We start from the raw sequence: 23,834 nt of genomic DNA, 5'->3' as shown, positions 1-23,834 counted from the left end.
GATGGACGGCGTGTCCCGCCGCACCGTCCATGCCTCCCAGACGGCAGCCAACCCGATCTACGACAACCCGTGGGCCTATGACCTGGCCTGCGCGTTCCGGAACGTGCGGGCCGAGGTCGACGCGCTGCTGGGGTGGTGGCCCGGGCCGGGGGCGCCGGGGTCGGTGCTGGAACTGGCGGCGGGCCCGGCCGAGCACGCCCGCGAGTTCGCCCGGCGGGGCGTCGCGGCGACCGCGCTGGACCTGAGTCCGGCGATGTGCGCGTACGCGGCGGAACGCGCCGCGGCCGAGGGGGTGCCGCTGGAGGTCGTCCGGGCCGACATGACGGACTTCTCGCTGGGCCGCCGGTTCGACCTGGTGGTGACGATGCTGGACTCCACCGCGCATCTGATGACGCTGGAGGCGTTCGTGGCGCATCTGGAGCGGGTGGCCGGGCATCTGACCGAGGACGGCCGTTACGTGCTGGAGATGAGCCATCCGGCCGACCGGCTCACCGACGAGCCGTCCACCGGCAACGCCTGGTCGGTGGAGCGCGACGGGGTGCGGGCCGACGTGCGGTGGGGCGCACCGGGTGATCGGCTCGACCCGATCACCCAGGTGGTGCTCGAGCACGTGACGATCACGGTGACCCGCCCGGACCGCACCGAGGTGATCCAGGGCGTGGTGCCCTATCGGTTCTGGACGGCGACCGAGCTGGACGCGGCGGTGCGGCTGGCGGGATCGCTGGAGATCGACGCCCAGTACGGCGACTTCACCGGGATCGGCCCGGCCGATCCGGGCGCCTGGCGGCTGATCACGGTGCTGCGCCCGGCGACCCGGCGGACCGGCCGTGGACCGTCCTAGCGGACCACGGCGGCCAGCAGGCACACGTCGTCCTCCATCTGATCGGCGCCGGTCTCCTTGATGATGCGGTCGAGCCGGTCCGTCGGCGGGCCGTCGGCGCCGGCGGCGGCCGACAGCAGCCGGGCGGTGGCGGCGTCGGGGTCCATGTCGCGGCGATCGATGATCCCGTCGGTGTAGAACAGCAACAGGTCGCCGGTCTCCAGCGCGGTGACCGCCACCGGGTAGCGCGGCTCGTCCAGCACCCCCAGCATCGGGCCCGCCTCGCCCTCCAGCAGCCGAGCCCGGCCGCGGCGGACCAGGACCGGCGGCGGGTGTCCGGCGCGGCTCCAGCGCAGGGTCCGGTCCTCGGGCAGGAAATGGCCCAGGACCGCGGTCCCGGTGCCGGCCTCTCCGCCTCCGGGCTCGGCGCGCACCAGCTCGTTCAGCCAGGTCATCAGCTCCCCCGGTTCGGCGCCGGTGTAGGCCAGGCCCGCCAGGCCGGAGCGCATCTGCACCATCTGGGTGGCGGCCGACAGCCCGTGCCCCATCGCGTCGCCGATCGCCAGCAGCACCCGTCCGCTCGGCAGCTGGGTGGCCTTGTGCCAGTCGCCGCCGATCCGCTCGGTGGTGTGGTAGCGGACGGCGATGTCCATTCCGGAGACGGTGGGGGAGGGGTCCTGCTGGGCGAGGATCACCTGCCGCAGCCGCACGGCGAACCGGCGTTCCTCTTCGGCGCGCCGGTTCTCCTCCAACAGCCGCTGATGGGTGGCCGCCAGCACCCGCTCCTGGCGGCGGCGGTCGGTGACGTCCTGAGCCAGGAAGCGCACCGCCACCGGCCGGGCGTCGGAGTCCAGCACGGGCTCCAGCATCATGTTCACGTGCCGGATGCCGCTGCGCTGCCGGATCCGGAACTCGGTGTCCACCGCCTCCCGGTACTCGAACAGCGTCCGGAAGGCCTCCTCCATGGCCGGCAGGTCCTCCGGGAGCAGCAGGCCGGGCATCTCCTCGACCCGGACGGGCCCTTCGCCGGGGTCCCGGCCGAAGATGTCGTACATCCGGCGGGTCCACTCGACCCGGTTGGTGAACAGGTTCCATTCGCCCCAGCCCAGCCCGGCCAGCCGTTCGCTCTGCTCCCAGCGCGCCCGCAGCCGTTCCTCTTCGGTCGTGTACTTCCAGCTGAGCAACAGCCCCGGCCCGGCGCGGGCGGCCCGCACGGTGACCACGACCGACTCCGTGCCGTGGGGGCCGACGATCATCTGCTCGAACGGCCCCCGGGCGAACGGCCGTCCCGTCTCGAAGGCCCGGATGTACTGCTCGATCAGCCCGCCGGACAGCACGTGCGGGTTGGTGTCCCGGATCCGCTGGCCGATCGCCTTCCGGGCCAGTTCGCCGAGCTCGGACTCGGCGGCCTCGGTGATCCGGACGATGACGAAATCGGTGATCCGGCCGTCGTCGTACAGCGGCATGGCGTAGAGGGCGTTGCCGAGGATGCCGGAGAACACCTCGTCGACCCACTCGGGCGGCTCGGGCGGGTCGGGGACCGGCTCGGCGCGGCCCGTCTCCGCCATGGGCGGCTCGTATGAAGGGCGCAGGTATCTGGTCGGGTCGAGGAATGCGGAATCGGACCGCCGGTTGAAGGAGGTCAGCGGACGATCGCCCAGCAGCGCCTCGGCGGCCTCGCTCATGGAGATGCCGAACTCCCTGGCGAGTGCGCCCAGGTGCCGGTAGGCCTCGGCCAACGTGACCTGGAATCGGGCGGCGATCGCATAGGCGCCCTGCTCGACGAGCGCACGCTCGTGCATCTCGTCGGCGTCACCGCGGTGGGCGGCCAAGCCTCTCCCTTTCGCCTCGCCCCGCATCGCCACGGTGTGCGGGTTCCCGCTGGTGACAGCGGTAAACGAAGTCTCGGCGCGTCCGCGGGGGGCGCGATCGCCGGCCCGGGGCCGGACGGGCGGATCCACTCCGTGGTGGGGGGCAGATCCACCTGATGCCCATCACCCGGGCCCATGATTGCAGAAATTACGTAAGTCCATAATAGTGGAGGGAGGCGCACACCGCAGGAGGCACCATGACCGGCTCGTTCCCCCGGCATCTCGCCCGGATCCGGATGCCGCTGCTGATCGCCGGACTCGCCCTGGCGTTCGGCGCGCCGGCCCACGGCTCCGATCCGCTCGGCGGGATCGGGGTGATCATGGTGCTGGGCGCACTGGTGCTGTCCTTCACACCGCTCGGACGGATCCGCCGCGAGCCCGTCGAGGTGCGTCCGCCGGTGGCGGGCAGATGGATGGCGATCAACAGCCCGGCCGACAGGGTCCCCAGCCACGGCACCCATGAATTCGGCCAGACCTACGCCGTCGACCTGGTGCACCGGCCCGACGACGGCGCCGCGTGGACGGCGGTCGAAGGGTTCTGGCCCCCGGCGCGGCGGCCGGAGTCCTTCCCCTCGTTCGGCCGCCCGATCCTGGCCCCCGCCGACGCGGTGGTGGTGCGGGCCGTGGACGGGCAGCGCGACCACCGGAGCCGCAACTCCTGGCCGGGCGTGGTCTACCTGTTCCTCGTCGAGGGCCTCGTGCGCGGCCTCGCCGCCGCCCTCAGCCCGCGCTTCGTGCTCGGCAACCACGTCGTCCTGGACCTCGGCGACGGGGTGTACGCGGTCCTGGCGCATCTGCGGCGCGGTTCGGTGCGGGTCCGTCCCGGGCAGCGGGTCACGGCCGGCGAGCCGATCGCCGAATGCGGCAATTCCGGCAACTCCTCCGAGCCGCACCTGCATTTCCAGCTCATGGACTCCCCCAGGGCGGCGACCGCCCTGGGACTGCCGTTCGCCTTCGCGTTCCGCGCCGACGGCGCCGAGCAGTGCGGCGTGCCGAGGAACCGGCAGGTGTTCACCGCCGCGGGCCTGAAGGAGCGGAGGTGACCGAGTCCTCGAGCGACGAGGCCCCCTCGCTCGCCGAACGGGTGGCCCGGCTGGAGGCCCGCGTCGCCGCGCTGGAGGGCGCCCGCCCCGACGCGGGCCGCCCCGCCCCGCGGTCCGAGGCGTTCTGGGCCCTGGAAGGGCTGAGGGAACGCGCCGACGAGCCCGGCGGCCGAGTGCTGTTCGCCGGCTCGGTGACCCTGCCCGGCGGGGAGCGCTGCGAGTGGCAGCAGGAGTTCACCGCCGAGCATCTGCTGGAGCGGGACTGGAGTGAGAACGCCGCGGCGGTGGCCGCTTTGGGCCATCCGATCCGGCTGCTGCTGCTGCGGGAGATCCTGCACGGCGCGCGGAGCGTCGCCGAGCTCGGCGCGCACGAGCGGCTCGGCACGTCCGGGCAGCTCTACCACCATCTTCGGCAGCTGGTCGCGGCCGGCTGGCTGCGCACCACGGCCCGCGGGCACTACGCCGTGCCCCCGGAACGCGTCGTCCCCCTCCTGGTGATCCTGGCCGCCGCGCAGGGCTGAACGCCCCTCTCCCACCGGCTCCGGGGGCGCATCCGGTCGGGAACGGCCTATAGGGTCGCTTGGGATGGAAGCGGCGCACGCGAACGAGACCACCGCGCGTCTGGCATGGTTGGACGCACTGCGCGGACTGGCCGCCATGGCGGTGGCCTTCCACCACGCCACCTACCACTACACTCCGCAGCTGCGCGCCCGGCTGACCGCCTGGTTCGACCCCGGCATGTACGGGGTCCTGGTGTTCTTCCTGGTCAGCGGGTACATCATCCCGGCCTCACTGGAACGGTCGGGCTCACTGCCGCGGTTCTGGGTGGGCCGGGCCTTCCGGATCTACCCGCTGCTGCTGTTCGCGCTGGCGGCGATCACGGCGATCGCCGCCGTCGGGCTGTGGCCGCTGCGCGACGGGCTGCAGGAGATGAGCGGCTGGGTGGCGACCCTCGCCCATCTGACCATGCTGCAAGACCTGCTGGCGGTGCCCAATGCCCTGAACGTGCTGTGGACGCTGTCGTACGAGATGGTGTTCTACCTGATGGTGGCGGCGCTGTTCGCGGTGGGCCTGCACCGTCGTTCGGCGGGCGTGGCGGGGGGACTGGCCGTCGCCGCCGCAGCGGCCGTGCCGCTCAGCGGGCTGCTGCCGGCCAGTGCGCTGGTCGCCGCCGCCGGGCTCGCCCCGGTCGTCGCGGTGGCCGCCGCGGTGCTGGCGGTCGCGATCGGTTGCACGTTCTCCGAGCGTCCCGCGGTGCGGACCACGGGAGCCGTGCTGGGCGGGGTGCTCGCCGCCGTGCTGCTGACCGCCAACACCCGGGTGCCGCTGTGGGAGAGCCTGATCATCCTGGCGGTGATGTTCGCCGGCACCGCGATCCACCGCGCCGAGCACGGGCAGATCACCGTCCGGGGCGCGGCGATCGGCGGCGCGCTGGTGCTGACGATCGCCGTGGCCGCCGGAGTCTGGCACGCCGGCGGCTGGAACCTGCCCGACGACCGGGTGCTGGCACTGCGACGCTCGTGGACGGCCGCGGTGCTGCTGGCGGCCGCCACGTTCGCGGCGGGGATGGCGCTGCGGCGCCGCCGGATCCCCCGATGGCTCACCGGCCTGGGCGTGATCAGCTACTCGATCTACCTGATGCACCCGGTGCTGCTGGTGACCGCGGACGCGACGTTCGGCAGACCGGGCTCCGACGCGCCGTGGTGGCTGGCGGTCTTCCTGGCCGTGCTCATCCCGGTCAGCCTGCTCACCTACCGGACGGTGGAGGAACCGGCCCGTCGTCTCGGCCGCACGGTGGCCCGCCGGCTGCCGCCCGGGGCCCGCCGGGCCGACGCGTCCGCCAGGCCCCGGCAGCCCGCCGACCGTCGCTGATCCGGAACGGCGTGCGGCCCGGCCCTCTCCGTTCGGGAGGGCCGGGCCGTGCACCGGTCGTTCACTTCCGGTTGTTGGCCGACTCCATCGCGGCCTTCACTGCGGCGCGCCTCTCCCGCAGCTTGGCCAGCGCTTCCTCGAGGATGGCCCGTCCGTCTTCCTCGCTGCGCCGCTCCTTGACGTAGGCCAGATGCGTCTTGTACGGCTCGGTCTTGGGCGGGGCCGGCGGGTTGTCGGGGTCCTTGCCCGCCGGGAAACCGCAACGGGGGCAGTCCCACGTGTCGGGGATCGCCACGTCGGTGGCGAAGCTGGGTCGGGTCTCGTGTCGGTTGGCGCAGTAGTAGCTGACCCAGACCCGGGGCGCGGCCTCTCCACGCTCGGCCTCTCCCATCGGACCGGCCCCGACTCGGCTACCCCGGATGGCGTTGCCACTACCCACGGACTACTCCTCGATTCATCGGCCGCCGACCTTGAGCGGGAAGCGGCGGCTGTGCGACTACCTGGGGGGCGACCCGGCTCAGCCGGCGCCGTTGGACTTCAGCAGCAGCCCCAGCACGACGATCGACGCGAACCAGATGATCCCGACGCCGATCGTCAAACGGTCGAGGTTCCGCTCGACCACGGAGGAGCCGCCCAGAGACGAGGAGATGCCACCGCCGAACATGTCGGACAGACCCCCGCCCTTGCCCTTGTGCATCAGGACGAGCAGGACCATCAGCAGGCTGGCGATGATCAGGACGATCGAGGTTCCAAGGATCACGGTTGTTCAGCGCCTTCTCTGGCCGGCCCCGCGGTGCGGGGCGCTGGTCGACAACGGCTGACGGAGCCGGGCGGTTTACCCGTTAGACATCGAGGGTACGACGAAGTGACGGCTCCTTCAGCAAGAACCCTGCCTTGCATCGGCGTGTCACCCCGTTTTCGTGCAGCCCGGTCAGACCGGTAGGTCCCGGTATCGGCAGATTTTGACGAATTCTCCGGCGTCCAGGCTGGCGCCGCCCACCAGCGCGCCGTCCACGTCCGGCTGGGCCATGATCCCGGCGATGTTGCCGCTCTTGACCGACCCGCCGTACTGGATGCGGACCCCGGCCGCCAGCTCCGGGTCGTACAGCTCGGCCAGCCGGCCGCGGATCGCCGCGCAGACCTCCTGCGCGTCGGCCGGGGTGGCGACCTCGCCGGTGCCGATCGCCCACACCGGCTCATAGGCGATCACGATGGACCGGGCCTGCTCGGCGGGGATCTTCTCCAGCGCCCCGTCGACCTGCGCCAGGGTGTGCTCGACGTGCCGCCCGGCCTTGCGGACCTCCAGGCCCTCCCCCACGCACAGGATGGGAGTGATCTCGTTGGCGAACGCCGCCTTGATCTTGGCGTTGACCAGGGCGTCGTCCTCGTGGTGGTACTGGCGCCGCTCGGAGTGCCCGACCACCACGTAGCTGCAGCCCAGCTTGCTCAGCATCGCGCCGGAGACCTCGCCGGTGTAGGCGCCGGAGGCGTGCGCGGAGACGTCCTGGGCGCCGTAGCGGATCTCCAGCTTGTCGGCGTCCACCAGCGTCTGCACCGAGCGGAGCGCGGTGAACGGCGGCAGCACCACCACCTCGACGGCCTGGTAGTCGGCCTCCTTGAGCGCGAACGCCAGCTTCTGCACCAGCGTCATCGCCTCGTAGTGGGTGTTGTTCATCTTCCAGTTGCCGGCGATGATCGGCTTACGGGAAGGGGTCTTGGCGGAAGCCATGCTCGTTCAGTCCTCCAATGCCGACAGGCCGGGCAGCGTCTTGCCCTCCAGGTACTCCAGGCTCGCCCCGCCGCCGGTCGAGATGTGCGAGAAGGCGGCCTCGTCGAAGCCGAGGGTGCGCACCGCCGCGGCCGAGTCGCCGCCGCCGACCACGGTGAACGCCCCGGAGTCGATCAGCCCCTGGGCGATGGCGCGGGTGCCGTGCGCGAACGGCTCCATCTCGAACACGCCCATCGGGCCGTTCCAGAACACCGTCTTCGTCCCGGCCAGCCGCTCGGCGAACAGCCGCCCGGAGGCGGGGCCGATGTCCAGGCCCATCCGGTCGGCGGGGATCGCGTCGGCCGGGACCACCTCGTGGTCGGCGTCGGCGGCGAACGCGGTGGCCGCCACGATGTCGACCGGCAGCACGAACTCCACCCCGGCCTTCTCGGCGCGGGCCAGGTACTCGCGGACGGTGTCGATCTGGTCCCTCTCCAGCAGGCTCTTGCCGACCTGGTGGCCCTGGGCCGCCAGGAAGGTGTAGACCATGCCGCCGCCGACGAGGATGCGATCGGCCTTGTCCAGCAGGTTGTCGATGACGCCGAGCTTGTCGGAGACCTTCGAGCCGCCGAGCACCACCGCGTACGGCCGCTCCACGTTCTCGGTGAGCCGCTTGAGCACGCCGACCTCGGCGACGATCAGGCCGCCGGCGGCGTGCGGGAGACGCCGCGGGACGTCGTAGACGCTGGCGTGCTTGCGGTGCACCGCGCCGAACCCGTCGCCCACGTACAGCTCGGCCAGAGCGGCGAGCCGGTCGGCGAACGCCCCGCGCTCGGCGTCGTCCTTGCTGGTCTCGCCCGGTTCGAAGCGCAGGTTCTCCAGCAGCGCGACCTGGCCGTCGCCCAGTCCCGCGGCGACCGCCCTCGCGGACTCGCCGACCACGTCGGAGGCGAACGCGATCTCGGCGCCGAGCAGCTCGCCGAGCCGCCGGGCGACCGGGGCGAGGGAGAACTCCGGCTTCACCTCGCCCTTGGGGCGGCCCAGGTGGGCGCAGACGATGACCTTGGCGCCGCGTTCGCGCAACGCGTTGATCGTCGGCAGGCTGGCCCGGATCCGGCCGTCGTCGGTGATCCGGTCGCCGTCGAGCGGCACGTTCAGGTCGGCGCGGACCAGCACCCGCTTCCCGCGTACGTCGAGGTCGTCAATGGTGCGCAATCGATGTCCTTCCACTCGTGGCGGCCTCGGCCCCGGGCGGGCGGCGGGCCGCCCGGCAGACAAGGACCGCCGTGGCCGCGCCGGCCGGCGCGGCCACGGCGGCGGAGGGTCTCAGAGCTGGGAACCGACGAACTTGACCAGGTCCACCAGGCGGTTGGAGTAGCCCCACTCGTTGTCGTACCAGCCGACGACCTTGACCTGGTCGCCGATCACCTTGGTGAGGCCGGCGTCGAAGATGCAGGAGGCCGGGTCGGTGACGATGTCGGCCGACACGACCGGGTCCTCGGTGTAGGTGAGGATGCCGCGCAGCGCGCCCTCGGCGGCCTGCTTGACGGCCGCGTTGACCTCCTCGACGGTGGCCTGGCGGGACAGCGTGACGGTCAGGTCGGTGGCCGAGCCGGTGGGGATCGGCACCCGCAGCGCGTACCCGTCCAGCTTGCCCTTCAGCTCCGGCAGCACCAGGCCGATGGCCTTGGCGGCGCCGGTGGAGGTGGGGACGATGTTCAGCGCGGCGGCGCGGGCGCGGCGCAGGTCCTTGTGCGGGCCGTCCTGCAGGTTCTGGTCCTGCGTGTAGGCGTGGACGGTGGTCATCAGGCCGCGCTCGATGCCGAACGCATCGTGCAGCACCTTGGCCATCGGCGCCAGGCAGTTGGTGGTGCAGGACGCGTTGGAGATGATGGTGTGCTTGGCGGGGTCGTAGATCTCGTGGTTGACCCCCATCACCACGGTGACGTCCTCGTTCTTGGCCGGGGCCGAGATGATGACCTTCTTGGCGCCGTTGTCGGCGTGCACCCTGGCCTTGGTGGCGTCGGTGAACAGCCCGGTGGACTCCACCACCACGTCCACCCCGAGGTCGCCCCACTTGAGGTTGTTCGGGTCGCGCTCGGCGAACGCCTTGATGGTCCGGCCGCCGACCACGATCTCGTCCGCGGTCGCCTTCACCTCCTCGTTCAGCCGACCGAGGATGCTGTCGTACTTCAGCAGGTGGGCGAGAGTGGCATTGTCGGTCAGGTCGTTCACCGCCACGACCTCGACGTCGGCCCCGCCGGCCAGCAGGGCGCGGAAGAAGTTCCGGCCGATCCGGCCGAACCCGTTGATGCCTACGCGGATGGTCACCGAACCGCTCTCCTCGTACCTCGTCCCGCCCGGTGTCGTCCGGGCCTGGCAGCACTACCTCTCTGCGGGCGGATCACCGAAGAACCCGCCTCCTGCGACCCTATCCAATGCGCCCGCTCAGCCCCGACACCGCCCACGGTGAAGCGGAGGGTGAGTCGCCCTCACCCGGCGGAGGGAGCCTTCGCCGGCGCGCACCGGACGCCGCCGCGGCGGACGTCAGGGCGCCAGCATGTCGGCGGTCAGATTGGCCTCGGTGCCGGGGATGCCGGCCTCGCTGGCGCGCTTGTCGGCCATGGCCAGCAGGCGGCGGATGCGGCCGGCGATGGCGTCCTTGGTCAGCGGGGGGTCGGCGAGCTGGCCGAGCTCCTCCAGGGAGGCCTGCTTGTGCTCCAGACGGAGCTTGCCCGCGGCCACCAGGTGCGGCGGGGCGTCGTCGCCGAGGATCTCCAGGGCGCGGGCGACGCGGGCGCCGGCGGCGACCGCGGCGCGGGCGGACCTGCGCAGGTTGGCGTCGTCGAAGTTGGCCAGCCGGTTGGCGGTGGCCCGGACCTCGCGCCGCATCCGGCGCTCCTCCCAGGCCAGCACGCTGTCGTGGGCGCCGAGGCGGGTGAGCAGGGCGCTGATGGCGTCGCCGTCGCGGACCACCACCCGGTCCACGCCGCGCACCTCGCGGGCCTTGGCCGGGACCTTGAGCCGGCGGGCGGCGCCGACCAGCGCCAGCGCGGCCTCCGGGCCGGGGCAGGTGACCTCCAGTGACATGGAGCGACCGGGTTCGGTGAGGGAGCCGTGCGCCAGGAACGCCCCCCGCCAGGCCGACTCGGCGTCGCAGGCCGCGCCCGCCACCACGTGCCGCGGCAGCCCCCGCACCGGGCGGCCGTGGTTGTCGATCAGGCCGGTCTGGCGCGCCAGCGACTCGCCCTCGCGGAACACCCGCACCACGTACCGGTTGCCCTTGCGCAGGCCGCTGGGAGCGAGCACCACCACCTCGGAGGTGTGCCCGAACACCTCCGCGATGTCCTTGCGCAGCCGACGGGCGGCGGCGCCGGTGTCGAGCTCGGCCTCGATCACGATGCGGCCGCTCACCAGGTGCAGGCCGCCGGCGAACCGCAGCAGCGTCGACACCTCGGCCTTGCGGCAGCAGGGCTTCATGATCGTCAGCCTGCTCAGCTCGTCCTTCACCACGCCGGTCATCGCCATAGACGAAACCTCCCCCTTGTGAACCCGTCCAGCAGTCTCGCCGATTCCCGGCGGGCAGTGCCTCAGTCAGTGAATATCTGTGCGAAAGCTTGGGCCAGCCGAGCCGGATCGTGCCGCGGAGTGCCGTCGCCGGCGGCCACATCGGCGAGCATCAGCCGCCCCCCCAGCATCCGCACCGCCTTGTCGAGCGCGTCGGGGTCCTCGACCACGCCCTGATCGGCCAGCACCACGTCCACCCGCAGGTCGGGCGCGTGCGCCTGGAGCACCTCCAGATGGGCCTGCGGGGAGAAGCCGTCGGTCTCCCCCGGCTGCGGCGCCAGATTGAGCGCGACGATCCGCCGCGCCCGGGTGTTGATCAGCGCCTCGGCCAGCTCGGGAACCTTCAGGTGCACCAGCACGCTGGTGAACCAGGAGCCGGGGCCGAACACCACCCAGTCGGCCTCCTCGATCGCGGCCAGCGCCTCGGGGCAGGCCGGCGGGTCGGGCGGCACCAGGGAGACCCCCAGCACCTTGCCGGGCGTCTTGGCGCACGCCACCTGCCCGCGGACCTGGACGACCTCGTCGGGCCGGGCGGGGTCGGCGCCCTGCACGTCGGCGACGATGTCCAGCGGGACGGACGCCATCGGCAGCACCCGGCCCTGCGCGCCCAACAGCCGGCCCACCCAGTCCAGGCCGGCCACCGTGGCCTCCGGCCGGGTCGCGCCGGCCTCGCCCTCCCCCAGCAGCTCCCACAGCGCCACGATCAGCAGATTGCCGACCGCGTGCTCGTGCAGCTCCCCCTGGCTGCGGAACCGGTGCTGCACCACCCGGCTCCAGGTCCGGCCCCACTCGTCGTCGCCGCACAACGCGGCCAACGCCATCCGCAGATCGCCGGGCGGCAGCACCCCCAGCTCGCGGCGCAGCCTGCCGCTGGACCCCCCGTCGTCGGCCACCGTCACCACGGCGGTGAGCCGCCGGGTGACCCGTCGCAGCGCCGACAGCGACGCATACAGCCCGTGCCCTCCGCCGAGCGCCACCACCCTGTGGTCACCGCGTTCGATCACGGCATCGCCCCGCCCTCACCGGCCCGGCCGGCCGTCCGTTCCGCTCGCACTACCGACTCGCCTCCCCGTCCGCGACCGACGCCCGCCCGTGAGGGCGAACGAACGGCACTATCTTCCGCCATCGCGGACATGTCGGCGACCCGCGGCCCGGCGCGCGCGCCGGGCCTCCGGTGGCCGGGGTTGTTGCCCGTGGGGCGCGGATCAATCCCGGACCGATCCCGGATCGGCTCCGGATCGAGCCCCGATCGGCCCGTGCGCCGGCCCGGCGCTCACTCCCGTCCCAGGTCGCGATGGGCGACCTGGACCTCGATGCCGATGTCGCGCAGCCGGGCGGCCAGCTGCTCGGCCATCGCCACGCTGCGGTGCTTGCCGCCGGTGCAGCCCACGGCGAGGGTCACATAGTGCTTGCCCTCGCGCTCGTACCCCTCGGCCAGCAGCCGCAGCACCTCGGTGTAGGAGTCCAGGAACTCCTTGGCCCCGCGCCGGCCGAGCACGTAGTCGCGGACCGGGGCGTCCCGGCCGCTCATCGGCCGCAGCTCGGGCACCCAGTGCGGGTTGGGCAGGAACCGGCAGTCCACCACCAGGTCGGCGTCCACCGGCAGGCCGTACTTGTAGCCGAAGGAGACCACGGTGGCGCGCAGGCTGGGCGCTCCGCTGTCGGCGCCGAAGAAGCCGACGATCTTGGCGCGCAGCTCGTGCACGTTCAACCCGGTGGTGTCGATCACCAGGTCGGCCTCGGCGCGCACCGTGCGCAGCAGCTCCCGCTCCCGGGCGATGCCGTCGACCAGCCGCCCGTCCCCCTGCAGCGGATGCGGCCGGCGCACCGCCTCGAACCTGCGCACCAGCTCCTCGTCGGCGGCCTCCAGGAACACCACCCGGGGGTGCACTCCGCGCGCCTCCAGCTCGGCGATCGCCGAGTACAGGTCGCTGGTGAACGCGCGGCTGCGCACGTCCACCACCATCGCGATCCGCGGCACCGCGTCCCTGACCCGGCCGCCCAGGTCGGCCATGGTCGCCAGCAGTCCCGGCGGCAGGTTGTCCACCACGAACCAGTCGAGGTCCTCCAGCGCCTTGGCGGCCGTGCTGCGGCCGGCCCCGGACATGCCGGTGACGATGACGATGTCCGGAATGCATGTATGGCCGTTGGTGGTCATGTGCCTCCCCCATCAGCAGTGCGGTGTGCCGCGGCCGGACCCCCCGGCCCGCCGGCCGGGTCCCCCGTGCCGTCCGCGCCCCGCAGCGCGGCGGCGATCTGCTCGGCGGTGCGCCTCCCGATGCCCGGGACCTCGGCGATCTGGTCGGGCGTGGCCTCGCGCAGCCGCTTGAGCGAGCCGAAGTGCTTGAGCAGGGCGGTGCGCCGGGCCGGGCCCAGGCCGGGCACGCCGTCCAACTCACTGGCCGTCATCGCCTTGGAACGACGCTTGCGGTGGAAGGCGACCGCGAAGCGGTGCGCCTCGTCCCGCAGGTGCTGCATCAGATACAGGCCCTGGCTGCCGCGCGGCAGGATCACCGGGTCCTCGTCGCCGGGCAGCCAGATCTCCTCCATCCGCTTGGCCAGCCCGCACACCGCGATCTCCGACAGCCCCAGCTCGTCCAGGGCGCGCTGGGCCGCGGCGACCTGCGGCGGGCCGCCGTCCACCACCACCAGATTGGGCGGATAGGCGAACTTGCGAGGCTTGCCGGTGTTCGGGTCGATCGGGCCGCCGGCCGCGCCCTCGGCGGGGTCCGCGGAGCCGGCGTCCTGGAAGCCGTAGGAGGCCAGCACCTCGCCGGCGGCCCCGGTGTCGCGCTCGCCGCCCGCCGCGGCCTCGGCGGCCCTGTCCCGCTCGGCCAGGTAGCGCCGGAACCGGCGGGTGATCACCTCGTGGATGGAGCGGACGTCGTCCTGGCCCTGGACGGTCTTGATGGTGAACCGCCGGTACTCGCTCTTGCGGGGCAGCCCGTCCTCGAACACCACCATCGAGGCGACCACATGGGTGCCCTGCAGGTTGGACACGTCGTAGCACTCGATCCGCAGCGGGGCCTCGTCCAGCTCGAGGGCCTCCTGGATCTCCCGCAGCGCCTGGCTGCGGGTGGTCAGGTCACCGGCGCGGCGGGTCTTGTGCTGTTTGAGGGCCTCGACGGCGTTGCGGGCGACGGTCTCCAGGAGGGCCTTCTTGTCGCCGCGCCGCGGCACCCGGATCCGCACCGGGCCGCCCCGCCGCCCGGCCAGCAGCTCGGTCATCGCCGCCACGTCCGGCGGCTCGACCGGGACCAGCACCTCGCGCGGGACCGCGTCGCTCTCCCCGTAGATCTGGGTGAGGAAGTGCTCGACCAGGTCGGCGGTGGTCAGATCCTCGACCTTGTCGACCACCCAGCCGCGCTGCCCGCGGATCCGGCCGCCCCGCACGTAGAACACCTGGACGGCGGCCTCCAGCGGATCCTCGGCGAGCGCGATCACATCGCAGTCGGTGTTCTCCCCCAGCACCACCGCCTGCTTCTCCAGGGCCCGCTGCAGCGCCCGCATGTCGTCGCGCAGCCGGGCGGCCCGCTCGAACTCCTCGGCCTCGGCCGCGGCGTACATCTCCCGTTCGACGCGCTTGATGAACCGGCCGGTGTCGCCGGCCATGAACGCGCAGAAGTCCTCGGCGAGACGCCGGTGCCCCTCGGCGTCCACCCGCCCCACGCACGGCGCCGAGCACTTGTCGATGTAGCCCAGCAGGCAGGGCCGGCCGATCTGCCGGGCGCGCTTGAAGACGCCGGGCTTGCAGGTCCGCACCGGGAACACGCGCAGCAGCAGATCGACCGTCTCGCGGATCGCCCAGGCGTGCGAGTACGGCCCGAAGTAGCGGACGCCCTTGCGCCGGGCGCCGCGCATCACCATCACGCGCGGGTACTCCTCGTCGAGGGTCACCGCAAGATAGGGGTAGGACTTGTCGTCCCGGTAACGGACGTTGAACCGGGGGTCGAACTCCTTGATCCAGGAGTACTCCAGCTGCAGCGCCTCGACCTCGGTGCCGACCACCGTCCAGTCGACCCCGACCGCGGTCTTCAGCATGGTCTGGGTCCGGGGGTGCAGTCCCGCGAAGTCGGTGAAGTAGGAGTTCAGCCGGGAGCGCAGGCTCTTGGCCTTGCCCACGTAGATCACCCGGCCGTGCTCGTCGCGGAATCGGTAGACCCCCGGCGAGTCCGGCACGGATCCGGGGGCGGGGCGATAGGTCGCGGGGTCTGCCACGTCGGAAAGCCTAGTCCGCCGCTCCGACGGCGCGCCGTGACGAAGGCGCGACGCGCCGTCGGAGCGGCGGCCGTCGAACGCCCGGCCGGCCCGTGCGCCGGTCGCGCCCCGGCCGGGCGGGCGTCCGGACCGACTTCTCGGGCCGACTCCTCAGACCAGCTTGATCGACGTCCCCTCGACCACGATCCGCTTGGCGGCCAGGGGACGCTCGGCGGGGCCGCCCTGCGGGGAGCCGTCGGCGATGCCGAAGGTGCTGCGGTGGCAGGGGCAGACGATGACGCCGTCCTTCACCGAGTCGACCGAGCAGCCCCGGTGGGTGCAGGTGGCGTCGAACGCCTTGAACTCGCCCCGGACGGGCTGGGTGATGACCACTCGGTGCTCTTTGAAGACCTTGCCGCCGCCGACCGGGACCTCGCCGGTCTGGGCGAGCACCCCGCCCGGGGGGCCGTCCCCGGGCCGGCCGGCGGCCCCTGGCCCGGCGCCCGGGCCCTCCTCGCCCCCGTCCCCGCCGCAGGCGGCCGCCGCACCGGCCACCCCCATCAGTCCGGCGCCCACCAGGATCGTCCGCCGGGTCTCGCGCCGGACCGCCGTGGAGGCGGCGGGCCGTGGTCCGGTCTCCTGCCCCATCGTCGTCGTCTCCTCTCGCCTGTGGGCCGCGCCCGTGCGCATCCGCGTCCCGCGGTCCCGCGGGTCCGCCGCTCCGCGATGTCCCCGCTGAGCAGCCGCTTCACGCGTGCGCGGGCGATTCGTCCGAATCGGCGATCACGGGGCGGGCCCACCGGGCGGACGTCGCCCGGCAGGTCAGACGACGACCACCCCGTCGCCTCTGACCTGCGCAGGGTACTCCAGCAGGGCGCGGGAGGCCGGGCCTTTGACCACCGTGCCGTCGGTGATCCGGAATTCGCTGCCGTGGCAGGGGCAGTAGACGGCGCCCTCGCGGATCCGGTCCACCGGGCAGCCCGCATGGGTGCACCGGGCGTCGAACACCTTGAAGGTCCCCTCGGCGGGCTGGGTGACCACGACCTTGTGCCGGGAGACCACGACGCCGCCGCCGACCGGCACGTCGGCGACCTTGGCGACCTCTTTGCCCTTCAGGTCCGCCGACGGCTCCACCCGCCGGGAGCCGCCGCCGCAGGCGGCCGCTCCCCCGGCCAGCCCCAGCAGGCCCATGCCGCACAGCACCGCGCGCCGCCGGGGAGCGGCGGCCGACTCCCCCGTCCTGTCGTCGCTCATGTCCCCTATGTTCTCGGGCGCCCCGGTCGCCCTCGGCACCCACCCCCGTCCGGCGGGTCCGCCGGTCACCGGTTCAGGAGCTTCGCCAGGAACGCCCCGGTGTGGCTGCCCTCGGCCTGCGCCACCTCCTCGGGGGTGCCGGCGGCGACCACGGTGCCGCCGCGCGAGCCGCCTTCGGGCCCCATGTCGATGATCCAGTCCGCGGTCTTGATCACATCGAGGTTGTGCTCGATGACCACCACCGTGTTGCCCTTGTCGACCAGGCCGTTCAGCACGCGCAGCAGCCGGCGGATGTCCTCGAAGTGCAGTCCGGTGGTGGGCTCGTCCAGCACGTAGATGGTCCGGCCGGTGGAGCGGCGCTGCAGCTCGGCGGCCAGCTTGACGCGCTGGGCCTCGCCGCCGGACAGGGTGGTGGCGGGCTGCCCGAGCCGCACGTAGCCCAGGCCCACGTCGTTGAGGGTGGACAGGTGCCGGTGGATCGCGGTGATCGGCTCGAAGAAGCGGGCAGCCTCCTCGATCGGCATGTCCAGCACGTCGGCGATGGTCTTGCCCTTGTAATGGACCTCCAGCGTCTCCCGGTTGTAGCGGGCGCCGTGGCAGACCTCGCACGGGACGTAGACGTCCGGCAGGAAGTTCATCTCGATCTTGATCGTGCCGTCGCCGGCGCAGTTCTCGCAGCGTCCGCCCTTGACGTTGAACGAGAACCGGCCCGGCTGGTAGCCGCGCACCTTGGCCTCGGTGGTGGCCGCGAACAGCTTGCGGATGTGGTCGAACACCCCGGTGTAGGTGGCCGGGTTGGACCGCGGGGTGCGGCCGATCGGCGACTGATCGACGTGCACGACCTTGTCGACGTGCTCCAGGCCGGTGATGCGGCGGTGCTTGCCGGGGACGGTCTTGGCCCCGTGCAGCTCCTTGGCCAGCGCGTTGTAGAGGATGTCGTTGACCAGGGTGGACTTGCCCGACCCCGACACGCCGGTGACGGCGGTGAACACGCCGAGGGGGAAGGCCACGTCGATGTTCTTGAGGTTGTTCTGCTGGGCGCCCTTGACCACGATCTCCCGGCCCTTGGTGCGAGGTCGCCGGACCCGGGGCACCTCGATCTGGCGGCGGCCCGACAGATAGGCCCCGGTGAGCGACTTCTCCGAGGCCTTCAGGTCGGCGACGGTGCCGGAGACCACGATCTGGCCGCCGTGCTCGCCGGCGCCGGGGCCGATGTCGACCACCCAGTCGGCGGCGTTGATGGTGTCCTCGTCGTGCTCCACGACGATGAGCGTGTTGCCCATGTCGCGCAGCCGGATCATGGTCTCCAGCAGCCGATGGTTGTCGCGCTGGTGCAGGCCGATGGACGGCTCGTCCAGCACGTACAGCACGCCGACCAGGCCGGAGCCGATCTGGGTGGCCAGCCGGATCCGCTGCGCCTCGCCGCCGGCCAGCGTGGCGGCCGGGCGGTCCAGGGTGAGGTAGTCCAGCCCGACGTCCAGCAGGAAGCCGAGCCGGGCGTTGACCTCCTTGAGCACGCGGGCGGCGATCTGGGCCTCGCGCTCGTTGAGCTCGAGGTCGCGCAGGAACTCGGCGCACTCGCTGATCGGCATCGCGGCGACCTCGGCGATGGACTTGCCGCCCATGGTGACCGCCAGGACGGAGGGCTTGAGCCGCGCGCCCCCGCAGGCCGGGCACGGCACCTGGCGCATGTAGCCCTCGAAGCGCTCGCGGGTGGCGTCGCTCTCGGCCTCGGCGTGCCGACGCTGGATGTAGGGGATGACGCCCTCGTAGGCGGTGTGGTACGAGCGGAGCCGGCCGTAGCGGTTGCGGTAGCTGACGTGCACCTGGGTGTCGTGGCCGTGCAGGATCGCCCTGCGGGCCTTGGCGGGCAGCTTCTCCCACGGGGTGTTGAGATCGAAGCCCATGGCGTCGCCCAGACCCGACAGCAGCCGCAGGAAGTACTCGCTCACGTGGCCGTTCGACCACGGCTGGATCGCGCCCTCCCCGAGGGTCTTGCCGGGGTCGGGGACGACCAGCTCGGGGTCGACCTCCATCCGGGTGCCCAGACCGGTGCACTCCGGGCACGCCCCGTAGGGGGAGTTGAACGAGAACGACCGCGGCTCCAGCTCCTCGAACGACAGGTCGTCGTACGGGCAGTACAGATGCTCGGAGAACATCCGGGTGCGCCGTTCGTCGTCCTCGGGCAGGTCCACGAAGTCCAGCACGATGGTGCCGCCGGCCAGTCCGAGCGCGGTCTCCACCGAGTCGGCCAGCCGCTGTCGGGCGCTCTCCTTGACCGACAGCCGGTCCACCACGACGGCGATGTCGTGCTTTTCCTGCTTCTTGAGCTTCGGCGGGTCGTCCAGCCGGATCAGCTCGCCGTCCACCAGCGCCCGCGAGTAGCCCTTGGCCTGCAGCTCGCGGAACAGCTCGACGTACTCGCCCTTGCGGCCGCGCACCACGGGGGCCAGCACCTGGAACCGGGTGCCGGGCTCCAGCTCCAGCACCCGGTCGACGATCTGCTGCGGGGACTGCCGGCTGATCGGCCGCCTGCACTCGGGGCAGTGCGGACGCCCGATCCGGGCGTACAGCAGCCGCAGATAGTCGTAGACCTCGGTGATGGTGCCGACGGTGGAGCGGGGGTTCTTGGAGGTGGACTTCTGGTCGATGGACACCGCCGGGGACAGCCCTTCGATGAAGTCCACATCCGGCTTGTCCATCTGGCCGAGGAACTGGCGGGCGTAGGCCGACAGCGACTCCACGTACCGGCGCTGCCCCTCGGCGAAGATCGTGTCGAACGCCAGGCTGGACTTGCCGGAACCGGACAGCCCGGTGAACACGATCAGGGAGTCCCGCGGCAGGTCCAGCGAGACGTCCTTCAGGTTGTGCTCGCGCGCTCCACGCACGATGAGTCGGTCATGCACGGCGTTCTTCCGGTTCCTTGTCTGGGCGCGAGGGCGAGGCACGACGGCCTCAGGGTATCCGGAGGCCGCGACGGCTCCCCGGGGACGTGACGCGGCATCGAGCCGCCGCATTCGTGCCGGTCTCGGCCCGCTTTCGTTTGTGATCCGCGCCCGCCCCGTCTGCCGGGCGCACCATCGAACCGTACACGTGTTCGAAGATCTGCCGCCACCGGAACCGCGCCCGCGCCTCCGCGCCGCTTCCGCACAGGTGTCCGCACAGGTGTCCGCACGGGGCCGCCGCATGCGCTCCGCACCGTCCGGGCCAACGTTTCTCGGGCGCGGGGCCGCAGTCCGTCGAACACGATCGCCAGCGCGCGGCGGCGCAGGTCGCCGTCCCGCGCCCCGTGCAGCGCGCCCCGGCAGGCGGCGGTGAGGACCGCCATGACCTGATCGAGGCGCTCTCCGGCCGGTCCTCCGGCCGGTCCTGCGGCCGGTCGTCGTCCGGGCAGCGGTCGGAGACCGCCGGGCGGCCGCCTTCTCGCCGCCGGCGGGGCGCGTCCGCGGGGTCCGGCGGGCGGGCCGCGGGACGGCGATCGGGCATCTGGGCCCGCCCGCTGGCGACTCAGATCAGCAGCCAGACCACCAGCACGACGACCGAGACGAACGCCCAGGCCAGGGCGTTCGACGACAGGTCGTGGCAACGGTAGGCGGCGCCGATCAGGCGACGGAACTCGCGGTTCAGCAGCCGCTCGGGCAGCGCGGCGTCCGAGCCGACGGGCGGCCACGGCACCCCGGGATGGAGGGGGGCGCCGAGGCGGGCGCGGACCTCCCCGAGCGCCCGCAGGACGGTCAATCGGGCGCGGACGGCGTACGACGCCGAGGTCGACGACGTGGCGACGAGGGCGACCAGGACGGGCAGGCCGAGCGGTTCGACGGGTCCGGCCAGGAGCCGGGCCAGGACTCCGACCAGGACCAGCGTCACGATCCCCCCGGCGATCGCGGCCTCCTGCCCGCCGGCGCGCAGCAGCTCGACGGGCGGCACCGAAGACGGTTCCCCGGCGTCGGGTCTCGGTCCGGTGAGCAACGCATCACCTCCCACGATCCCAGCAGATACCGCCGGACCTGGGAATTCGGTGACCGGTGCCGCAAAGCGGGAAGATCGCGGGACACAGTCGGGCGAAACGGACCGCATCCGCCCTGCGGCGCGTCCCGTGCATGCGCCAGGATGAGGCATGAGGGAGGTCGCATGAGCTACACCGGAGACGTCCGGGTCGGCGGGCCGCCCGCGGTGCGGGAGCTGCCCGGGCTCACCATCACCAAGGTGGCGGTGGGACCGTACGACAACAACGCCTACCTGCTGCGCTGCACCGCCACCGGGGAACAGCTGCTGATCGACGCGGCCAACGAGCCCGACCGGCTGCTGGAACTGATCGGCGACGGGCCGCTGGTCCGGATCGTGACCACTCACCGTCACCAGGACCACTGGGAGGCGCTGAGCGCGGTGGTCAAGGCGACGGGGGCGGCGGTGACGGCGCATCCGCTGGACGCCCCCTGCCTGCCGGAGCCGGTGACCGAGCCGGTGGAGCACGGGGACCGGATCCGGGTCGGGCGGGCCGAGCTGGAGGTCATCCACCTGCGCGGGCACACCCCGGGGTCGATCGCGCTGCTGTACGAGGCGGGCGGGCGGCTGGCCGACTCGCCGCACCTGTTCACCGGGGACAGCCTGTTCCCCGGCGGAGTGGGCAACACCTGGGGCGATCCGGCGCTGTTCCGCCGGCTGCTGACGGACGTGGAGGAGCGGGTCTTCGACCGGCTGCCGGACGCGACGTGGTTCTACCCCGGGCACGGCAAGGACTCCACGCTGGGCAAGGAGCGCCCGAGCCTGCCGGAGTGGCGCGAACGGGGCTGGTGACCCTCGGGCCGCCGGGAACGTCCCCGAGACCGGCCGGCCGGCGAGTCCCGGGCCCGACGACCGCACGGCCCGCCGCGGTCCGGCGTCGGGGCGGCGTCCGTCGTCGCCCCGACGCCCGGTCCCCGCACCGCCGGAACCGGCCGGTTCCCGGGGTCCCTTGAGGGCTTCCGGAGTCTTCCGGCGTCGCCGGGCCGGTCCGTCCGGCGGGTGCACGGCCGTCCGCATCGGCGGGGAGGGCCTCGGAACGAGTTCTCCATAAGGGCGCGAGGGGGCTCGGGGAGGTCGGTTCCCCTCCTTGAGCGCATATCGTGGAAACCCCCTCTCTCAAGGAGTGCCGCCCATCCTCGAGCGCGACGAGGTCTCCCCGTCGGCCGCGGAGCCGGCCGCCGAGCCCGCCGGCTCCAGGCTGCGCTTCCCCGCGCGGTCGCTGGTGCTGGTGGCGGGGCTGCCCGGCGCCGGCAAGAGCACTCTGCTGGCGCGGTTGTACGGGATGCGCGGGGACGAGTCCCGGCCGGTGCGCTCCGGGCGGGTGCACGTGATCGACTCCCGGCAGGCCCGCAACCGGTGGGCGCGCCGGCTGCGCCCGCTGCCGCCGCGGGCGCGGATCCCGCTGATCTACACCACCCACCTGCTGTGGATCGTGCGGGCGCTGGCCACGGGGGATCCGGTGGTGGCCCACACCCGGGGCACCTGGACGCTGCTGCTGCACGGGCTGGCCCGGCTGGCCCGCCGGCACGGGGCGAGCCTGCATCTGGTGCTGCTCGACGTGCCGCCGGAGGTCGCGCGGGCCGGGCAGGTGGCCCGCGGGCGGGTGCTCACCACGGCGGCGTTCGCCCGGCACCGCCGCCGCTGGAACCGGCTGATGGCCCGGGCGCGGGCCGGGGCGACGTCTCCGGCGGACACGGTGACGGTGCTGGACCGGGCCGCCGCCGACGCGCTCGCCGGGATCGACTTCGACCCGCCGGTCCGGCCGCCGGCGATCGGATCGCGGCCGGGTGTGGCCCGTCGGGGCGGGAGCGGGCATCCTGGTCCGGGTGCCGTTCGTCGGAGGGATGGCCGGAGTTGATCAACGGGAGGCGGGGCCTGCGGGCGATCGCCGCGATGGCGGCGTGCTGCGCATTGTCGGCCGGGTGCGGGATCTCCTCGGAGGCGTCCTCGGCGACGTCGGTGCCGCCGCCGATCGCTCCTCCGGTGCCGGCGGCGTCCACGCAGCCGGCGCCGGCGCCTCCGCCGACCGGACCCGAGCCGACGATCGGGGCGCGGGCGACGGTCACGACCACTCCCGAGAAGCTGTCCCGGGGGTGGCGGATCACCGTCTACTACACGCCGGTCGAGTCGTTCCACGGCGGACCGCGCGTCCGGGTGAAGGGCTGCCCGGCGCCCGGATGCGCGAAGCCGGAGGCGGACCTGGGCTCCTATCCGAAGTCGTTCGTCGAGGCGGTGCGGACCGAGGGGGCGGGGCGGATCACCAGCGGCCCGCACACCGGGAGGTATCTCGCCTGGTCCCGTCGGGTCGGCCACTTCTGGCTGGACGACATCGCCCGGGACGCCGTGAACCGGCCGCTGCGCCCATGGGTGACGGCCGCCGCCGACCGGACGGTGCTGGAGCGGGGCTCGCGCTTCGTCATCGTCGACTGCGGCACCGGGAACGCCGGCCGGCCGATCCCCGCGGAGGTGTGCGAGCGGTTCCGGCAGGCGTACTGGGAGGTGGTGGACGTGCTCGCGCCGGGGTACGGCGGGGAGCACCACGCCGACGTCTACATCGGCGAGGAGACGGAGCCGGACTTCACCCGCTCGCCGTTCTACACGACGCTCAACGGAGCGGTTCTCGGACTCTACCGAACACCCTAAAAATGGGCATTTTTCGCAAATTGGGCGCCGTTCCGATAACGGTGTGGAGAACGTGACAAGTAAGGCCGCGCGAGACTGGTGCGGAGCGATAGTCTCCGACAGATCTACTCCAGTTCCTTTGCCCGTGGATTACTTGGGAGCGCACGCCACATGACCGCCGCCAACCGTGTCCAGGCCATCGTACGCTGGGTAGCCGTGGCCCTCATGGCCATCGCGGTGCTGACCGCCACGGCGAGCGGCTTCGCCCAGTCCTACGCCGGCCTGTACCACTGGGCCCTGGGCCACGGCCTCACCGGCTGGAAGGCGCAGTCCTTCCCGCTGCTGGTCGACCTGTTCATCATCGTCGGCGAACTCGGGCTGTTCCTGCTGGCGATCGACGCCTACGTGATCCACCGCCGCAACATGATGAGCTGGCTGGACTTCGCCCTGCCGCTGTCCATCGCGGTGGCCGGCTGGACGGCGAGCCTGATCTTCAACGTGGGGCACGTCGGCCGGTCGGAGTTCTCCTACCAGGCCACCGCGGCGGTGCCGCCGATCGTGTCCATGCTGGGCCTGTTCGTGCTGCTGCGGACGCTGCACCGCTACGTCTCCCAGCGGGGGCCCGAGGTCCCGCAGCGCAAGCCGCTGGGCGGGGGCGAGGCGCCGCGCGCCCTCAACGCGCCGGTGACGCTGCAGCAGATCACCTTCATGCCGATGCGGGTGACCGGTCCGATCCCGCAGGTCGGGGCCGGGCGCACGGACAAGGCCATCGAGTCCGGCCCGGCCCCCGCGCGCGCCGCTCAGGCCACCGCCGAGGCCGAGCGGGAGCCCGCCGCCGAGGCGCCCGCCGCCCGGGCGGCCGCTCCGGAGGCCGC

General features: G+C 72.8%; 22 protein-coding genes. 8 read left to right on the top strand and 14 right to left on the bottom strand.

Going from position 1 to position 23,834, the window contains the following annotated elements; translation table 11 throughout:
• Positions 1-10: 10 nt before the first annotated feature.
• A complete protein-coding gene (locus tag EIO00_RS07745; RefSeq protein ID WP_241661205.1) occupies positions 11-841 on the top strand; it encodes a class I SAM-dependent methyltransferase in 831 nt (276 codons plus the stop codon).
• On the opposite strand, the gene EIO00_RS07740 is transcribed toward EIO00_RS07745, so the two are convergent.
• Positions 838-2,652 (bottom strand): SpoIIE family protein phosphatase, encoded by a 1,815-nt coding sequence (locus tag EIO00_RS07740; protein WP_161602676.1) that lies wholly within the window; start codon positions 2,650-2,652, stop codon positions 838-840. The genes EIO00_RS07745 and EIO00_RS07740 overlap by 4 nt on opposite strands.
• A 236-nt stretch (positions 2,653-2,888) precedes the next feature.
• Here EIO00_RS07740 and EIO00_RS07735 point away from each other — a divergent pair, with 236 nt between their 5' ends.
• The 3 genes from EIO00_RS07735 to EIO00_RS07725 all read left to right on the top strand — a co-directional run bounded on the left by EIO00_RS07735 (position 2,889) and on the right by EIO00_RS07725 (position 5,606).
• The gene (locus tag EIO00_RS07735) at positions 2,889-3,734 is read left to right on the top strand and encodes a M23 family metallopeptidase (protein ID WP_140176639.1); all 846 of its coding nucleotides are present in this window, start codon (positions 2,889-2,891) and stop codon (positions 3,732-3,734) included.
• A complete protein-coding gene (locus EIO00_RS07730; protein ID WP_140176637.1) occupies positions 3,731-4,255 on the top strand; it encodes a helix-turn-helix domain-containing protein in 525 nt (174 codons plus the stop codon). Before EIO00_RS07735 ends, EIO00_RS07730 begins: the two co-directional genes overlap by 4 nt.
• Positions 4,256-4,319: 64 nt before the next feature.
• Positions 4,320-5,606, top strand: coding sequence for an acyltransferase family protein (locus tag EIO00_RS07725; RefSeq protein ID WP_140176635.1), 1,287 nt, complete (start codon positions 4,320-4,322; stop codon positions 5,604-5,606).
• A 61-nt stretch (positions 5,607-5,667) separates the two neighbouring features.
• Here EIO00_RS07725 and EIO00_RS07720 read toward each other — a convergent pair whose 3' ends face one another.
• From EIO00_RS07720 to EIO00_RS07660, 13 genes are all read right to left on the bottom strand, one after another.
• Positions 5,668-6,045 (bottom strand): RNA polymerase-binding protein RbpA, encoded by a 378-nt coding sequence (locus EIO00_RS07720; protein WP_140176633.1) that lies wholly within the window; start codon positions 6,043-6,045, stop codon positions 5,668-5,670.
• A 78-nt stretch (positions 6,046-6,123) separates the two neighbouring features.
• Complete coding sequence (gene secG, locus EIO00_RS07715) at positions 6,124-6,366, bottom strand: preprotein translocase subunit SecG (protein ID WP_140176631.1); 243 nt, start codon at positions 6,364-6,366, stop codon at positions 6,124-6,126.
• Positions 6,367-6,537: 171 nt separating this feature from the next.
• A complete protein-coding gene (tpiA, locus tag EIO00_RS07710) occupies positions 6,538-7,335 on the bottom strand; it encodes a triose-phosphate isomerase (protein WP_140176629.1) in 798 nt (265 codons plus the stop codon).
• Between the two features lie 6 nt (positions 7,336-7,341).
• Positions 7,342-8,529 carry a phosphoglycerate kinase gene (locus tag EIO00_RS07705; protein WP_140176627.1) on the bottom strand — a complete coding sequence of 396 codons (1,188 nt, stop codon included), beginning with the start codon at positions 8,527-8,529 and terminating at the stop codon, positions 7,342-7,344.
• Positions 8,530-8,640: 111 nt separating this feature from the next.
• The gene (gap, locus tag EIO00_RS07700) at positions 8,641-9,645 is read right to left on the bottom strand and encodes a type I glyceraldehyde-3-phosphate dehydrogenase (RefSeq protein ID WP_140176625.1); all 1,005 of its coding nucleotides are present in this window, start codon (positions 9,643-9,645) and stop codon (positions 8,641-8,643) included.
• Between the two features lie 216 nt (positions 9,646-9,861).
• Positions 9,862-10,842 (bottom strand): DNA-binding protein WhiA, encoded by a 981-nt coding sequence (whiA, locus tag EIO00_RS07695; RefSeq protein WP_140176623.1) that lies wholly within the window; start codon positions 10,840-10,842, stop codon positions 9,862-9,864.
• Between the two features lie 62 nt (positions 10,843-10,904).
• A complete protein-coding gene (locus EIO00_RS07690) occupies positions 10,905-11,885 on the bottom strand; it encodes a gluconeogenesis factor YvcK family protein (protein WP_241661203.1) in 981 nt (326 codons plus the stop codon).
• 269 nt (positions 11,886-12,154) lie between these two features.
• Entirely contained in the window at positions 12,155-13,039 is an 885-nt protein-coding gene (gene rapZ / locus EIO00_RS07685; RefSeq protein ID WP_140176621.1) for an RNase adapter RapZ, read from the bottom strand.
• Positions 13,036-15,099, bottom strand: coding sequence for an excinuclease ABC subunit UvrC (gene uvrC / locus EIO00_RS07680; RefSeq protein ID WP_140176619.1), 2,064 nt, complete (start codon positions 15,097-15,099; stop codon positions 13,036-13,038). The genes rapZ and uvrC overlap by 4 nt, the downstream gene beginning before the upstream one ends.
• A gap of 150 nt (positions 15,100-15,249) precedes the next feature.
• Complete coding sequence (locus EIO00_RS07675) at positions 15,250-15,726, bottom strand: Rieske (2Fe-2S) protein (RefSeq protein WP_140176617.1); 477 nt, start codon at positions 15,724-15,726, stop codon at positions 15,250-15,252.
• A gap of 174 nt (positions 15,727-15,900) precedes the next feature.
• On the bottom strand, positions 15,901-16,332 hold the full coding sequence (locus EIO00_RS07670) for a Rieske (2Fe-2S) protein (RefSeq protein ID WP_140176616.1): 432 nt from the start codon (positions 16,330-16,332) through the stop codon (positions 15,901-15,903).
• Between the two features lie 65 nt (positions 16,333-16,397).
• On the bottom strand, positions 16,398-19,238 hold the full coding sequence (uvrA, locus tag EIO00_RS07665) for an excinuclease ABC subunit UvrA (RefSeq protein WP_140176614.1): 2,841 nt from the start codon (positions 19,236-19,238) through the stop codon (positions 16,398-16,400).
• A gap of 601 nt (positions 19,239-19,839) precedes the next feature.
• Complete coding sequence (locus tag EIO00_RS07660; RefSeq protein ID WP_140176612.1) at positions 19,840-20,259, bottom strand: hypothetical protein; 420 nt, start codon at positions 20,257-20,259, stop codon at positions 19,840-19,842.
• 204 nt (positions 20,260-20,463) lie between these two features.
• On the opposite strand from EIO00_RS07660, the gene EIO00_RS07655 reads away from it, so the two are divergent.
• The 4 genes from EIO00_RS07655 to EIO00_RS07640 form a co-directional block, all read left to right on the top strand.
• The gene (locus EIO00_RS07655; protein ID WP_140176610.1) at positions 20,464-21,129 is read left to right on the top strand and encodes an MBL fold metallo-hydrolase; all 666 of its coding nucleotides are present in this window, start codon (positions 20,464-20,466) and stop codon (positions 21,127-21,129) included.
• Positions 21,130-21,460: 331 nt separating this feature from the next.
• A complete protein-coding gene (locus tag EIO00_RS07650; RefSeq protein WP_241661202.1) occupies positions 21,461-22,195 on the top strand; it encodes an AAA family ATPase in 735 nt (244 codons plus the stop codon).
• Entirely contained in the window at positions 22,192-22,980 is a 789-nt protein-coding gene (locus EIO00_RS07645; protein WP_241661201.1) for a hypothetical protein, read from the top strand. Before EIO00_RS07650 ends, EIO00_RS07645 begins: the two co-directional genes overlap by 4 nt.
• Before the next feature lie 204 nt (positions 22,981-23,184).
• Positions 23,185-23,834 (top strand): DUF2637 domain-containing protein (locus tag EIO00_RS07640; RefSeq protein ID WP_241661221.1); only part of this gene is annotated, 650 nt, incomplete at its 3' end.

This window comes from Thermomonospora catenispora, assembly GCF_006363815.1.
Lineage (GTDB): Bacteria > Actinomycetota > Actinomycetes > Streptosporangiales > Streptosporangiaceae > Thermomonospora > Thermomonospora catenispora.
The sequence above is the reverse complement of the archived record's forward strand: the minus strand, read 5'-3'. Positions and strand labels throughout refer to the sequence as shown.

What these genes read in the sequence shown, in the direction of transcription:
- EIO00_RS07675 (WP_140176617.1), bottom strand. Translation starts at nt 15,726, where the DNA reads ATGGGGCAGGAGACCGGACCACGGCCCGCCGCCTCCACGGCGGTCCGG.
- EIO00_RS07670 (WP_140176616.1), bottom strand. Translation starts at nt 16,332, where the DNA reads ATGAGCGACGACAGGACGGGGGAGTCGGCCGCCGCTCCCCGGCGGCGC.
- EIO00_RS07725 (WP_140176635.1), top strand. Translation starts at nt 4,320, where the DNA reads ATGGAAGCGGCGCACGCGAACGAGACCACCGCGCGTCTGGCATGGTTG.
- rapZ (WP_140176621.1), bottom strand. Translation starts at nt 13,039, where the DNA reads ATGACCACCAACGGCCATACATGCATTCCGGACATCGTCATCGTCACC.
- EIO00_RS07655 (WP_140176610.1), top strand. Translation starts at nt 20,464, where the DNA reads ATGAGCTACACCGGAGACGTCCGGGTCGGCGGGCCGCCCGCGGTGCGG.
- EIO00_RS07735 (WP_140176639.1), top strand. Translation starts at nt 2,889, where the DNA reads ATGACCGGCTCGTTCCCCCGGCATCTCGCCCGGATCCGGATGCCGCTG.
- whiA (WP_140176623.1), bottom strand. Translation starts at nt 10,842, where the DNA reads ATGGCGATGACCGGCGTGGTGAAGGACGAGCTGAGCAGGCTGACGATC.
- tpiA (WP_140176629.1), bottom strand. Translation starts at nt 7,335, where the DNA reads ATGGCTTCCGCCAAGACCCCTTCCCGTAAGCCGATCATCGCCGGCAAC.